This is a genomic window from Maribacter sedimenticola, assembly GCF_900188415.1.
Classification (GTDB): domain Bacteria; phylum Bacteroidota; class Bacteroidia; order Flavobacteriales; family Flavobacteriaceae; genus Maribacter; species Maribacter sedimenticola.
On sequence record NZ_FZNV01000001.1, the window covers coordinates 353,616 to 367,711 of the forward strand.

General features: G+C 38.5%; 12 protein-coding genes. 3 read left to right on the forward strand and 9 right to left on the reverse strand.

Translation table 11 applies throughout. From position 1 onward, the window contains the following. Positions 1–49: 49 nt before the first annotated feature. Together CHB68_RS01475 and CHB68_RS01480 are read right to left on the reverse strand one after the other, a co-directional pair. The gene (locus tag CHB68_RS01475; protein WP_089258858.1) at positions 50–1,753 is read right to left on the reverse strand and encodes a DUF1501 domain-containing protein; all 1,704 of its coding nucleotides are present in this window, start codon (positions 1,751–1,753) and stop codon (positions 50–52) included. 11 nt (positions 1,754–1,764) lie between these two features. Next, a complete protein-coding gene (locus CHB68_RS01480) occupies positions 1,765–3,258 on the reverse strand; it encodes a DUF1800 domain-containing protein (protein ID WP_089258860.1) in 1,494 nt (497 codons plus the stop codon). Between the two features lie 187 nt (positions 3,259–3,445). Here CHB68_RS01480 and CHB68_RS01485 point away from each other — a divergent pair, with 187 nt between their 5' ends. Then, complete coding sequence (locus tag CHB68_RS01485) at positions 3,446–3,805, forward strand: YraN family protein (protein ID WP_089258862.1); 360 nt, start codon at positions 3,446–3,448, stop codon at positions 3,803–3,805. Positions 3,806–3,900: 95 nt separating this feature from the next. Further along, positions 3,901–4,560: an aspartate kinase gene (locus tag CHB68_RS01490; protein ID WP_089258864.1), complete on the forward strand. Its 660-nt coding sequence runs from the start codon at positions 3,901–3,903 to the stop codon at positions 4,558–4,560. Here the strand turns inward: CHB68_RS01490 and CHB68_RS01495 are convergent. From CHB68_RS01495 to mfd, 7 genes are all read right to left on the reverse strand, one after another. Continuing rightward, on the reverse strand, positions 4,557–5,876 hold the full coding sequence (locus CHB68_RS01495; protein ID WP_089258866.1) for a TlpA disulfide reductase family protein: 1,320 nt from the start codon (positions 5,874–5,876) through the stop codon (positions 4,557–4,559). The genes CHB68_RS01490 and CHB68_RS01495 overlap by 4 nt on opposite strands. A gap of 116 nt (positions 5,877–5,992) precedes the next feature. Then, complete coding sequence (locus CHB68_RS01500) at positions 5,993–6,337, reverse strand: tellurite resistance TerB family protein (protein ID WP_089258868.1); 345 nt, start codon at positions 6,335–6,337, stop codon at positions 5,993–5,995. A 4-nt stretch (positions 6,338–6,341) separates the two neighbouring features. Further along, positions 6,342–6,671, reverse strand: a complete 330-nt coding sequence (locus tag CHB68_RS01505; RefSeq protein ID WP_089258870.1) for a TerB family tellurite resistance protein — start codon at positions 6,669–6,671, stop codon at positions 6,342–6,344. Between the two features lie 94 nt (positions 6,672–6,765). Further along, positions 6,766–8,034 (reverse strand): serine hydrolase domain-containing protein, encoded by a 1,269-nt coding sequence (locus CHB68_RS01510; protein WP_089258872.1) that lies wholly within the window; start codon positions 8,032–8,034, stop codon positions 6,766–6,768. 53 nt (positions 8,035–8,087) lie between these two features. Then, positions 8,088–9,101, reverse strand: a complete 1,014-nt coding sequence (gene yiaK / locus CHB68_RS01515; RefSeq protein WP_218822472.1) for a 3-dehydro-L-gulonate 2-dehydrogenase — start codon at positions 9,099–9,101, stop codon at positions 8,088–8,090. Positions 9,102–9,249: 148 nt separating this feature from the next. Continuing rightward, complete coding sequence (locus CHB68_RS01520) at positions 9,250–9,582, reverse strand: TerB family tellurite resistance protein (RefSeq protein ID WP_089258873.1); 333 nt, start codon at positions 9,580–9,582, stop codon at positions 9,250–9,252. Continuing rightward, the gene (gene mfd / locus CHB68_RS01525; RefSeq protein WP_089258875.1) at positions 9,582–12,950 is read right to left on the reverse strand and encodes a transcription-repair coupling factor; all 3,369 of its coding nucleotides are present in this window, start codon (positions 12,948–12,950) and stop codon (positions 9,582–9,584) included. The genes CHB68_RS01520 and mfd overlap by 1 nt, the downstream gene beginning before the upstream one ends. A 238-nt stretch (positions 12,951–13,188) precedes the next feature. Here mfd and CHB68_RS01530 point away from each other — a divergent pair, with 238 nt between their 5' ends. After that, positions 13,189–14,088, forward strand: coding sequence for a hypothetical protein (locus CHB68_RS01530; RefSeq protein ID WP_089258877.1), 900 nt, complete (start codon positions 13,189–13,191; stop codon positions 14,086–14,088). The last annotated feature ends 8 nt before the right edge of the window (positions 14,089–14,096 follow it).

The window sequence follows — 14,096 nt, forward strand, 5'->3', positions numbered from 1 at the left end:
CCGATGCATTATCAATGTCATCGGGCAATTTTAATGTTTGGGAAACAGTTTAAGCTACCATCACCGATTTGCTCATTTTTTGATTTTGTACACTTATACGATAAATGTACTTACCGGTTGACAGTTGTTCGGGCATGCGCTCTCGTATATTGATTTCGGTAGAACCTTCAAACATCATTTCATTAAAAACGGTGCCTACGTTCTGACCTAGAATGTTATATAATTGAATATCCACATGGGCGGAAAAAGGCATTTCCAAATAAATATGCGGGGTACTGTCCGTAGGGTAAAAAGGTTTATGTACCACTGCATTCAATAAATCTGGATTAAAAGGGGTCTCCGCATCCTCATCTGGACGTACCGGTGGGGTAACTTCCCCATCACTATACGCTATATCTGGAAAGGGTTCGCCACTACAACTAAAGCCTAAATTTACAGGTACATAAGGTTTGTAATTCAATAAATGTGCCTGTACCAATGGTATGTCCACACACAACCATTCTGCAAGAACCGTTGCGTACAAATCCCTAAAATCCATCGTATACTCTAGGTTACCACGACCGTCCGGGTCATCTAAGGTAGGGTGGTCGCCCACAAATGCGCTACCGTTAAGACCAGAGCCAAAAAACAGGGTAGGAGAGGCCTTTCCATGATCAGTACCATTTGAACCATTTTCAAAAATCCTACGTCCAAATTCAGAGAATGTCATGCTCAATACCTTATTGTCCTGTTGGGTAAAAGCTAAATCTTCATAAAAATTGTTTACTGCAACGGATAGTGTTGTCATTAGACGGGCATGAGCTTCCGGTTGGTTGCCGTGGGTGTCAAAACCACCCATGCTAATCATATATACCTTGGTACCCAGATTTCCTTTGATCAAACGGGCCAACAAGGCCATTTGTCTTGCAAAGCCATTATCCTGGTATTCTACCTGATTTTGTCCACGCTCATATGCTTCATGGATAATACCGGAATATTCATACGTAGTGTTGGCTACCCCCCTTAAAAATTTAAGTTGATCACCATACATACAATTGTTGAATAGATTGTCCTCCAGACCATAGACCACACCAGATTCCGCAATTTCTTCCAATTGGTCTATGTTTGAGGTTACAAAGGCGTAATTGGTTTCATCTCCTTGAAAGACCAAACTACCAAATTGACCAATTTGAATGGCTGCTGGTGCTGCTGGCGGATTTATAAGATAATCTGGGTAGATGCTTTCAAAATGTCTGCCCATCCAACCGGTTGTTTCACCGCTAAAGCCTGTTGTATTAATATCGGTATTTGCAAAAATATCCGAACCTGTAAAGTGCGATAAACTTTGGCCTTCATAACCCACACCGTGTACGGCCTTGAACTGTCCTTCCTGCCACATGGGGGCAAGTGCGTTCATATATGAAGGTACCCCAAACTCATCGGTAAGTTTCAGGACCTTACTTTCCGGCACGTAAATGTTTGGCCTGGCATTGGCATAACTGTCATATTGCTCTAAAGGTATTATGGTGCTAAGACCGTCATTACCCCCAGAAAGGCGAATCAATATTAAAATGTTGTCGGTTTCTGCCGCCGCTATACCTGCTGAAAGTGGGGAAGGGGAAGAAGCGGTCAACATATTGGCACCTAACATCATTGAACCTGAACCGGCAATACCCATTGCCTGTAAAAAGGAACGTCTGCTCCAGGTTTTGTGTTCGTCATCATGGCCTTCATGTTGAAGACCTTTATGTGGAGAGTGATGTGAATTGCACATAGTTGTAGGTGTTATTTTAATTGAAACTCGGGTTGTCTTGCTAAATACTGTAGTAATAGATATACTTGAAAAGGGGCTTGTGGCCATGTGGCCAAGGTCCAGGATTCTTGGTTTCCCCCTTCATAATACACTTCTTCTATATCACTTCTAAAAATTGCAAATGCTTTTTCGTATTCAGGCTCGTTTAATAATCCTTTTGGTAAAATGAAATCAATAATTGGTCTTGCTACAGCATCAGGATTTGTGCTTGTTAAACCGGCATCGCCAGAAATTTCAAGTCCTAACCTTCTAAATTGTTCATTGTCTGCCATATAAAAACCTTCAATGATACTTTCAATGGTAAGCCAACGCCCGATCATGAAATTGGTATTGATCCATGACCTGTCCCGTTGCCATCCGGCAACATCAAACGGTTCAAAGATTTCTTGGCTTAACAACGCACTATAATTCACCATTTCCGCAACATTGGTATCCGTATACGAAAAATCGGTTTCCTTTAATGTATTGAAATAAAAGTCGATTGGGCTTTTAATGATGACCCCTATAGCTTCATCATCAAAAAAATGCTGACTTTTGAACAATTGCCTTAGGACCGGGGCAATTTCAAAATTGCTTGCCTCAAATGTGGCCGCCATTCCATTTATAATGGTCTGGGCATTATTGGCTTCGTCCCTTGAATCTGGGTGCACAAAAAATTCGTATAGCTTACGGCAAATGAATTCCGCTATTTGGCCTGATCGTTGAGCAAAAAGATTGTCTATGACTTCATCATATCCAAAATTTCCGGTTTGGCCAAATATGGTTTTTGACCCTGCATCATGTCTAGTGGGGTCAAAAGTGACCGGGGAACATCCTATTTCCCCTCGTTCTACATAGCCGCTAAGGGCCCTGGCCGTTTCTATTATGTCTTCTTCGGTATAGGCAATTCCTTCGCCAAGTGTAAAAAGTTCATACAGCTCTCTGGCATAATTTTCATTGGGGTTGTTCCCATTGTTATATACCCCGTCCAAATAATATAACATGGCATTGGTAAGCCCTATTTCATGGACAAAGGTCTTAAAGTTGCCTAAACTGTTGCGTTGTAGGCAATTTATGTACTCATAGAGGTATGCGTTGCAATTGTATACTTCAAGTTCCGTTACAAAATGATTGCTCCAAAAGAAACTAAGTCTATCCCTAAGATTGTTGTTCAATAGGGCATTGGCATAAGTTAGCCTAAACTCCCTCTGTTGTTGATTTCGTAATTGGTTACGGGCCTCATCGTCCTCTGGGTAATTTGCGTTGGTCCAATTTGCCCAAGTTGGGGCAGGTGTGGGAGGCATATTCAAAGCCTGGTCTACTAAATTGTCGACAACATTACCGGCACTTTGACCAATGGTTTGATTTATAGTAGATACCGAGGCACTGAAACCCAATCTTCTATATAAGTGCGATGCTCTTATTTGATCTAACGGTGCATTGTATGGAGCAAGAGTAGAAGTATTACAATTAATGAAATATTCCATAATCTTAAATAGGCGTTTGTATTACGTTCGTAGAGTTGGGGCTTCTATGCTAAACGTTTCGAAATTTGCTATAGTATTATAAACTATCTATTTTCGATACTTCGTCTATCAAATAACGATATTATAAGCCAATTTAGCGTTGAAACACCGTTATTTTCGATGAATTACACATTTTTGCAACAATATTATGGGGAAACATAATGAATTTGGAAAGGAAGGTGAGGAAATAGCGGTAGAACATCTTACCAAGAAAGGGTATAACATTCTATATAGAAATTACAGATACCTCCAAGCTGAAATTGATATTATTGCCAAAAAAAATGATGATCTCGCCATCGTTGAGGTCAGGTCCCGACGGTCTGACTATATTGAACCAATAGCCGAAACCGTTACCCCTAAGAAAATAAAACTTTTGGTTATGGCGGCAAATCATTATGTAACGGAGAACGATTTAGATCTTAATGTACGCTTTGATATCATTACCATTTTAAAAAATAAGATGCGTTTTGAGCTTGAACACCTAGAGTCCGCATTTTACCATTTTTAGGTAATAGACTGGTTAAGTAGATTTTATATAAAAACATTTTGTTTTATTTATAACAAGTTGTTATATTTGCACTATAACAGCAACCAAACAACAAAATGAAGACAATATCATCAGTCGTAGAAGAGTATATTAAAAAGAAACCATTTTTACAGAGTGCATTGGCTCAAGGAATCATCAACCTTACCTCATTATCACGTATTGTGAAACCGGAAATTGAGCATGAGCTAGGTAAGGATATACGTAACGGTGCTATTGTAATGGCCTTAAAAAGATTGTCCGATGATCTTGAATTTAGGGCAACACATAAAATCTTAAAGGTTTTGAAGAATATTGGTGAAATTACCGTTCGTTCTTCCTTGACCGATTATACATTTTTGGCATCGGATAAAATATTGGTACACCAAGCCAAATTGTTGGAAGAAATCAACAATAATCAAGATGTATTCTATACTTCTAGCCGTGGTGTCAATGAAATTAATATCGTGATCAGTAATGTAATGGACAAAACCGTTGAATTATTGTTCAAGGATGAAAAATGCACGCAAAAAGCAGAAGACCTTTCTTCCATAACCGTAAAGCTACCTGCAGAAAATGTATCTGTTCCCGGTATTTATTATTTTATTTTTCAACGTTTGGCATGGGAGGGCATTGTACTTTATGAAGTTATCTCTACTACCAACGAGTTTACGATCTTGGTCAATGATGAACAGGTGGATATGGCCTTTAAAACCATAAAGGATTTAAAGTCGCTCTAATTTTCCAAGAAATCTATTAGTTCCTTATCGGATTCGGGTTTGGCAATAATTCGTTTTTCATTGTCCAGAACAATGTAGGTAGGAGTGCTCTGAATACCAAACGTTTGGGCATATTCACTCTCCCACTTACCTAATGCAATCGCATGGTTGAAATCCGGTAAGGTGGCGGACACTTTTTTCCAGTTGGTATCATTATCTTCCAAGCCGACCGCTATGATTTTTAAGCCATTGAATTTTTTTAGTTCCTTGTGCAGTGCAGGTAATTCCTTTAGACAATGTGAACAGGTACTGCTCCAAAATACAAGAAGGTAGTTTTCTGCCTTATCCTTGGTAGATAAGGAATGCGTTTTACCATTTTTTTGCCAAGATATATCTGGTGATATAGCACCAATCCTTAGTCTAGATGCCATGGTAATTTCATCTACCATGGATTGATTGCCATTGGCAATGGCCAATTTTTTTAAATGATGTTCAAAAATATAATCCGCTACGTTGGACATCGCGTTGACATCAGCTATTTTCCATAACTGGTGCATAGCTTTCACTTGAAAGGATATTGGGGTGGTGTTTATAAAATTGGCGGTTGTTTCTATATTTTTTATCACTTCTTGATCTAAATTTTCCGCACTGTTAATTGTCAAAGGCAAAGCGGAAAAAACATAGCTTGAAAATTTGTCCGTTAAGAAATTGGAACCTTGCAGAATTTTGTCATTGACATTTAAATGATCAAAATGATGAGTTTTTTTATGTTTTAGAAAAAGTTCCAAACTTTCATATTGGCCTGGTATAAATGGTCTATTTGCTTTGATGAAAATATGCGCAATGGTGCCATTGAATTTTTCTTCGTACGTCTTTTGAACGTTGTTCAGGTTTACTGTGAGCGTCTTAAACTTCTCTTTTGAGGTATTTCCGTTCTCATAATACTCCATTAATTGGTCCTGAGCTTCGGTAATTGCGTTAAAATAATTATTGTAGGCCTTATTTTCCTTGGAACTGGTAATGTTAAGTCCCTGATCCAAACTAAAGTTAAAAGTTATTTGTTCCTTTTTATCATATATAATGTCAATATAAAATTCATCTTGCGGTACTGCATAGACTAATCTGTACATGCCCGGTTGCGCAGTTATGGGCATGGTCAAGGTAAAGGCACCTTCCTTAATTGAAGTATCTGTCACATAGCGTTCCCCTCCTGGGGTAAGTTCATAAGCTATAAGCCATTTAAAATCCTTGGCAGGCGAAAAATTACCTGAAATGGTTCCTTGGGCGTTCGTAAACCAAACACCTAACAAAATATATAGAAATAATAATGGTTTCATAACTGGTTAAAAGCAATTAACGGGCCAAAATGTAGTGTTAATACCTTCTTGTGAGATAAAGGCTTATAATGTAAAATTAATAATTGCAGATCAATAGAAATTTATAGAGATTAAATTTATGAAAGGTTGTCTTTTATGGTTGAGCGCTCTATGCCCATATGGTCTAGCGCTTCCATAATCTTAATGATTTCCTTTTCATGTACATAGCCGTCTGCAATTGCTACTTGATCCAGTAGTTGGGCCAAAACCTGTTTTTTATCCAAAGGCATATTGCCCAGTACTCTATAAGCTTCTTCTTTGTTTAAATCCCTTGCTTGACCAATAAAAAAAGCGTTAAAATCAAATCGCTGCATCAGTTCGGTCAATAATCTCATTTCGGCCGGATCTACCTTACTGTCCGCCAAAATAACATAATCTACCATTTTGACCAGGGCCAATTTCTCTTCTCTAGTAAAAGTCATACCATTAATCCGTTTCTTCGCCTATGCCAATATTGATAAATGTTTCTATGATCAGATCCATTTCCTTTTTGTGCACAGATCCATCGGAAATGGCAACTTCATCCAAAATTTCCGCTAGTGCCTTTTTTTGCTCATAGGGAATGTTGTATAGGGTAACAATGGCATTGTCGTAATCCAATTGCTTTGTTCGTTCAATGAAAGCATCATCAAAACCAATTACTTTTTTTAACCTATTAAGTATTTCCAGTTCTGCGGGGTGAACTTTACCATCTGCATTTATAACCTCGTAAATCATCTTTACAAAGGCCGCTTTTACAAACTCTTCAAATTTCATGCGTATGTTTTAAAAGCAGAAAGATAAGTAAAAAGCAAGAATTTATAGGGTTCTAGGCGAACCAATTCATTCAGTTTATAATAACATTGGTCTTTTATTTATTAAACGGATACGGTCCATAAACGGCATCCCTGAATTTTTTGTGCAAACCAATTTGGTCATATGGGAACAGTTGCACAAAAAGTACAGCGGTAAGTTCATTGACGGGGTCTACCCAAAATAAAGTCGATGCCGCACCATCCCAGTAAAATTCACCTACGGTTCCATTATTTTCCTCGGGCGTTTTGGGCGGTGCTACACGAACGGCAAAATCAATTCCAAATCCTACCTGACCTTTTGATGGTAGCCATGAGCGTTCTGTAATACTGTCCGCCAATTGATTGGTTGCCATTAGTTGTACTGTTTCCGGTTTTAATATCCGGACATCATTCAATTGGCCTTCATTGACCAGCATTTGGGCAAAACGCATATAATCGTCCAGGGTAGAGGTGAGCCCGGAGCCACCCCTGGTCAGTGGCCAATGTTCGGTATAATTGTCATAGGTAATAGTATCTTGAACCATTACACCCTCATCTTTCCTAATATAAAGTTTGGCAAAACGTTCCCTATCCTCCTCAGGAATAAAATAGCGTGTCTCTGACATTTTTAACGGATCTAGAATATGGTTGCGGACATACTCACCATAGGGTTTACCAGATATTCTTTCTACCAATAGTGCTTGTACGTCAACGCTTGGTCCATATTCCCATTGGGTGCCGGGTTGAAACCATAATGGAATTTCTCCCATTTTCTGGGCCATTTCCGTAAGGGTATTTTTACGGTTCATGGCATCCGCTTTTTTCATTAGGGAACTTAAGCCCGGTATATCGTTTCTGTTGGGAAAACCTGCGGTATGTCTGGTAATGTCCCTAATAGAAATTTCCCTATGCAAATCTATCGTCTTTATATTGCCATGTTCATCTACCCCGTTATAAACTGTCATGTTAGTAAATTCCGGAATGTATTTTGATATTGGCTCATCTAATTCAAAGAGCCCATCTTCATATAAGGTCATTAATGCCGTACCGGTAATAGGCTTGGTCATGGAGTAGATTTGGACAATTGTATTGCGGTCCATTGGTTTTTTTGTCGCTATATCTGCAAAACCAAAGGCATTGAAATACACTTCTTCCCCATTTTCGAAGATAAGTGCGGAAACGCCGGCTATATTTTTGGTATCCACAAAATGGTTGAGAACCGAATCTATTCTTGCCATTGCCAAAGGAGTAATGATGGCAGCTTCTGTAGGGCTTGTTTTTTTGGGAGCTTCCTTGCAGTTTATAACAAAAAACGGCACTAATAGCAGATAGTATATACCTTTCATAATATGTGGAAATGATGTCTTTTAAATGTACTAAATATAATCCAGTCGATTATCTAACGCGCCAATGCTAAAATCTCATTCCATATTTTACTGCTTACCTTTATGCCCTCTTTCCTGTTCTTTGCTCTTACAGCCAGGGTACGTTCACCGGGATAAAATGTTGCGCCCCCTTTTTTCATGGGGTCCACATCTTTAGTGTAGGCTATGATCTCATTAATAAGTTCTTCCTGAAGCTCCTTATCTGAGAATACACTGGGGTCAATACATAAAAATACTTGTGAAATTGCTGTCTCGCTTCCTTTTTGGCCAATTTTAAAAGTGGAATTTCCTGCGGACAAAAGCGTAGCCAACATATCTAAAATCATGGATAGGGCAGAACCTTTCCAATATCCTACGGGAATTGCTCGGCCAGAGTCAATAATATCCTTTGGGTTTTTGCTTAATTGATCATGGGAATCCCATCCTCCATTAAAAGGTAAGGTTTCATTTTTTAAATGTAAACTTTCCATTTTGCCAAATGAAAATTGGGACATAGCCATATCCAAAACAATATGGCCTTCTTTTCTAGGTATGGCAATTACCAATGGATTATTGCCTATGCGATTATGCTTACCGCCCCAAGCAGGCATGTTTGGGGTGGTATTGGTGAACATTATGGCTATACAGTCCTGGTTTGCCGCTTGCCAACCGTAGGTGCCACCACGCATCCAATGATTGGTATTTCTTAAGGCTACCAATCCCATGCCGTGGTTTTTGGCCAGCGAAATTGCACGTTCCGTGGCAGTAATGGCATTTAGGACACCAGACCCCAAATTACCGTCCCAACGCTCCATACTGCCCATCTCTGCAATTTTTTCTGGAATCGCTTCAATATTTATTAATCCCCTGCGCACATAATCAATAAAAACGGGTATTCTATTGATACCGTGAGATGATATGCCGTCTAACGTGCTTTCCGTATGTATACTGGATAATGTATCTGCTTGCTGTTCCGTAAATGAATATTTAAGAAATACTGATTTTAACATCGTTTGCATTTCTTCCTTGGAAATTAAGACCTCGTTCAAGCCAGTAAATTTTATCTTGGTTACAACAACAAGATACGTAAGTTGAAAGGTCTTTTAAAACAATGGACGATAAAACCTTGTAGTATATATATTTGGCTTAACCGTATGGTTAACATTTAGTCAGTAGTCTATACGCTATTGCCCAATGTTAGCCTTTTTTTGCCTTAATCATTCCTATGGCATTAAATACATGGTTGATTACGTCATTTTCCTTTTCATGGATATAGCCATCGGCCAGGGCTACCTCCTCTAGAATTTGTGCAAGGCTATCTTTTTTGTCCTGGGTCATTTCTTTTAAGATATGTATACTCTGGGCTGTATCTATGGTACGGGCCTGCATTAGAAAATTACTGTCAAAATCTATAATGGACATTAAATTGCTCAATGCAGTGATCTCACCTTGATGTATTTCACCATCTGCAACTATTACGGCATCAATTACGTTGACCATGGCCAACTTTTCAGATAAATCAAAATTCATTAAACTAGTTGTTTTTCTTTTATTTCAAAAGGCTTTAATGCCAAATAGGCACGGTCTACGGACCTTATGTTTTCAAATACCAATAATAAGCGTAAGCCATTACGGGTCTGTTTTTCCTTGATCTTACATTGCTGTGCGTGAGATTGTACGTATTGCAATACTTTTGTAAATGTGCTTGTCTGGTAGAATGCTGATTGCTGGTCGCTTATAAAATACCCGATCATTTTACCTTTCTTCATTACAATTTTTTCCAAACCAATACTATTGGCAATCCATTTTATACGTACGGAATTTAATAGATCTGCCGCTTCGTCCGGTAATTCGCCAAAGCGGTCAACCAATTGCGATTCAAATTTTTGAAGCGCCCCTTCGTCCTTTACTTGGTTTAAGTCTGTGTATAAGGTAAGCCTTTCTGTAATATTATTGATGTAATCATCAGGGAAAAGCAGTTCAAAATCAGTATCTAACTGAGTTTCCTTTACAAATACCTTTTCATGGGGGCCCTCAACTTCATCATATAGGTCTTTAAACTCGTTTTCCTTAAGTTCATCTATAGCTTCCGCCAATATTTTTTGATAGGTCTCAAAGCCGATCTCATTTATAAAACCGCTTTGTTCGCCGCCCAAAAGGTCTCCTGCACCCCTTATTTCCAAATCTTTCATGGCTATATTAAAACCGCTGCCCAATTCCGTAAATTGCTCCAAAGCCTCTATTCGTTTTCTGGCATCGGTAGTCATGACCTCATATGGAGGGGTAATAAAATAGCAGAATGCCTTCTTATTGCCACGCCCTACACGACCGCGCATCTGGTGGAGGTCACTTAGGCCAAAATTATTGGCGTTGTTGATGAAAATGGTATTGGCATTGGTAACGTCCAAGCCACTTTCAACAATAGTGGTGGATACAAGAACGTCAAATTCACTGTTCATAAAGCCCAGCATTAATGCCTCTAGTTTTTTACCGTCCATTTGACCGTGGCCTATGCCCACCTTTGCATCGGGCACCAAACGCTGGATCATTCCCGCAACTTCCTTAATATTTTCAATTCTGTTATGTATAAAGAAAACCTGGCCGCCACGTTCTATCTCATAACTCACGGCATCGCGTATAATTTCCTCATTAAAACGAATGACCTGACTTTCTATTGGATATCTATTTGGTGGTGCCGTAGTTATCGTGGAAAGGTCACGGGCCGCCATAAGACTGAATTGTAGCGTACGGGGAATGGGAGTTGCGGTCAATGTCAAAACATCAACATTTTCTTTTATCGATTTTAATTTGTCCTTGACAGCTACACCAAATTTTTGTTCCTCATCAACAATTAATAGACCTAGATCTTTAAATTTTACGTTTTTATTTACCAGTTGGTGGGTGCCTATGATAATATCCACTTTACCTTCTGATAATTTTTGTAACGTTTCTTTTTTCTCTTTGGCCGTTCTAAACCGGTTTAAATAATCTACCGTAACGGGCATATCCTTCAACCGTTCTGAAAATGTCCTATGGTGTTGAAATGCCAATATAGTGGTCGGTACCAAAACAGCTACTTGTTTGCCGTTATCCACAGCTTTAAAAGCGGCCCTTATGGCAACTTCCGTTTTTCCAAAGCCTACATCCCCACATATTAAACGGTCCATAGGCCGTTCACTTTCCATATCCCTTTTTACATCCTCCGTGGCGGTACTTTGGTCTGGGGTATCCTCATAAATAAAAGAGGCTTCCAGTTCATTTTGTAAATAGCTGTCCGGATTGTACTGGAACCCTTTTTCTAACCTACGTTTTGCATAGACTTTAATAAGGTCAAAGGCAATCTTTTTAACCCGGGTCTTGGTCTTGTCCTTTATCTTTTTCCAAGCGCCGGAGCCTAATTTGTATATTTTTGGCGGAGCACCATCTTTACCGTTGAATTTTGAAATTTTATGTAATGAATGTATACTAACGTACAGAATGTCTCTTTCCCCGTACATAAGTTTGATGGCCTCTTGCTTTTTGCCTTCTACATCTATTTTTTGAAGTCCGCCAAATTTACCGATACCATGATCAATATGGGTAACATAATCCCCAATTTCAAGTTTGTTAAGTTCCTTTAGGGTAATGGCCTGTTTCTTGGCGTACCCATTTTTTACATGGAATTTATGGTAGCGCTCAAATATTTGATGATCCGTATAACAGACCAGTTTCTGGTCATCGTCTACAAAGCCCTGAAATAAGGGAAATACTATGATTTGATAGTGAACTTGCTCATTGACTTCCTCAAAAATATCATGAAAGCGTTTTGCCTGTTGTTCGCTTGCACAGAAGATGTAATTGGTATACCCCTGTTCACGATAATTGTTCAGGTTTTCAATAAGCAGATCAAACTTTTTGTTGAACGAGGGTTGGGGTTTTGTGTGGTAGGCTATGATACCGGCATCATCTTTTTTGGCATCCATGGTTATACAGGTAAACTCTGCTAGATGCTTTTTAAACTCAGCACCGCCCATAAACAATTCTTCTGGTTGGGCATGTTTTATGTCTGTGGATAGTTTGGTAAATGCCTCTTTTGCTTTTTCAAAAAAATCATCTAAACGACCGTATAAAAAATCGGTGTTTTTGGAAAATACCAATGTTTTGGAAGCCACATAGGATAAAAAGCTTTGCCTTTTCTCGGTCAAAAACTTATTGGCCATATTTGGAACCACGGTAATTGATTTTACCTTTTCCTTGGATAGCTGTGTTTCTACGTCAAATGTTCTAATGCTGTCGATCTCATCGCCAAAAAACTCTATCCTATAGGGTTCGTCATGTGAGAACGAATATACATCCACAATGCCGCCCCTAACAGAAAATTCACCGGGCTCGGTAACAAAATCCACCCGTTTAAATTTGTATTCAAAAAGCACTTCGTTTAAAAAATCAAGAGAAAGGGTATCTCCCAATTTCATTTTTAGGGTGTTTTTGTCCAATTCCTTACGGGTCACTACTTTTTCAAAAAGAGCGTCTGGATACGTGACAATAACCGCCGGTTTTTTTCTGGAATTAATCCTGTTTAAAACCTCTGCTCGTAAAAGAACATTAGCGTTATCCGTTTCCTCAATTTGGTATGGTCTTCTATAACTGCCGGGATAGAACAATACATCGTTCTCACCTACTAAACGTTCCAGGTCGTTCAAATAATAGGCGGCCTCTTCCTTATCATTGAAAATAGCCAAAAATGGGCGGTCAGCGTTTTTAAAGACGTTGGCCAATACAAATGATAATGAAGATCCGGTTAGTCCTTTTAATTGTATTGTTTCAGTTACCGAATTTTGAGATTGGGCAATAGTATTCAGCAATTTCCCGGTTTGGGGAGACTGTTCATACCGTTGTAGGATTGAAGAATGACTCAACAGAAAAAGATTTTTGCAAATATAAGGATACGGTCATTAAAGAAATGTGGTTGAATGACGTAATTTCAGGATGTAAAAGGTTTATGGAATATTTTTTATTTTCAAAACTATATTCCATCTAATCCAAACACAGGTAGTTCGTCGATAAAATCAAACATTTCATCGTAAAAACATAAAATCCTCTATTTTGATAAGGGTTTTTTAGGTGCATTTAAGGTCAAGTTTTTTTTTAAATTGAATGGAAACTAAATACGCCGGCGGGCAACAGTGTAGTATTAAGATTACTACCAAAATCGTGTATATAGATGGGAATTCCGTTTTAGTAACCGAATATTCTGGATGTGATGATAGCCCAATGCAAAAAAAGGCACGTTCCCTAACCGCGGCTTCTAGTGATTGCCCAGACGGAGACGATGGCGAAGTGGCTGTAATATCGGTGACTAAAAAAGCCTTTCTAATAGAAAACAGTATTATATCAACACAACTTGACCCTTGCTCTAGTCAAATTTTGTCTGAGTTAAAAAATCTGCAACAAAATGATATGGCCATGATTATTTCTAGGTTCGGAACTCCAAATACAGTTTATGATTGGGAGATAAAAACAGCAAATCCTTTGATTAATTCCAATAACGATGCTGGAACAGATTGGAAAAGGGATTCAAATGACAACGCTTTAGATTACAATTATTTGACCCATATTAAACCAAACTACATTAATCAGGCCACACAAATTGCAATAGCTAGAACAATACTTCTTGAAATGTTACATGTCTATCTAATTAGTCTTGTAGACGATGCTCTAATTACTGGTTGCTCAGAAGTCACCAATTTTCCAATTCTTTGGAATGCCCTTGTTAATAAAACATATAATAACAATCCCAATAGACTTCATCATGAAGAAATTTCAAGAAAGTTCATCACGCTATTGCAAGATGCTTTAAAGGAATGGGATGGAGCCAAAGAATTCAACCGATATTATGAAGATTTAGCATGGGGTGCTCTTGAATGTACTTCTACATTTAATTTATTATATCCTAACAGTTCAACTAGCCGAAATCGAATTCTAAATACCAATAGGGCTGAAGACACAAATAGTATGCAAGGAGGTGTGACGCCAAAATCGAATTCATGTAATTAAATACTATT

What these genes read in the sequence shown, in the direction of transcription:
- CHB68_RS01475 (WP_089258858.1), bottom strand. Translation starts at nt 1,753, where the DNA reads ATGTGCAATTCACATCACTCTCCACATAAAGGTCTTCAACATGAAGGC.
- CHB68_RS01480 (WP_089258860.1), bottom strand. Translation starts at nt 3,258, where the DNA reads ATGGAATATTTCATTAATTGTAATACTTCTACTCTTGCTCCATACAAT.
- CHB68_RS01485 (WP_089258862.1), top strand. Translation starts at nt 3,446, where the DNA reads ATGGGGAAACATAATGAATTTGGAAAGGAAGGTGAGGAAATAGCGGTA.
- CHB68_RS01490 (WP_089258864.1), top strand. Translation starts at nt 3,901, where the DNA reads ATGAAGACAATATCATCAGTCGTAGAAGAGTATATTAAAAAGAAACCA.
- CHB68_RS01495 (WP_089258866.1), bottom strand. Translation starts at nt 5,876, where the DNA reads ATGAAACCATTATTATTTCTATATATTTTGTTAGGTGTTTGGTTTACG.
- CHB68_RS01500 (WP_089258868.1), bottom strand. Translation starts at nt 6,337, where the DNA reads ATGACTTTTACTAGAGAAGAGAAATTGGCCCTGGTCAAAATGGTAGAT.
- CHB68_RS01505 (WP_089258870.1), bottom strand. Translation starts at nt 6,671, where the DNA reads ATGAAATTTGAAGAGTTTGTAAAAGCGGCCTTTGTAAAGATGATTTAC.
- CHB68_RS01510 (WP_089258872.1), bottom strand. Translation starts at nt 8,034, where the DNA reads ATGAAAGGTATATACTATCTGCTATTAGTGCCGTTTTTTGTTATAAAC.
- CHB68_RS01520 (WP_089258873.1), bottom strand. Translation starts at nt 9,582, where the DNA reads ATGAATTTTGATTTATCTGAAAAGTTGGCCATGGTCAACGTAATTGAT.
- CHB68_RS01530 (WP_089258877.1), top strand. Translation starts at nt 13,189, where the DNA reads ATGGAAACTAAATACGCCGGCGGGCAACAGTGTAGTATTAAGATTACT.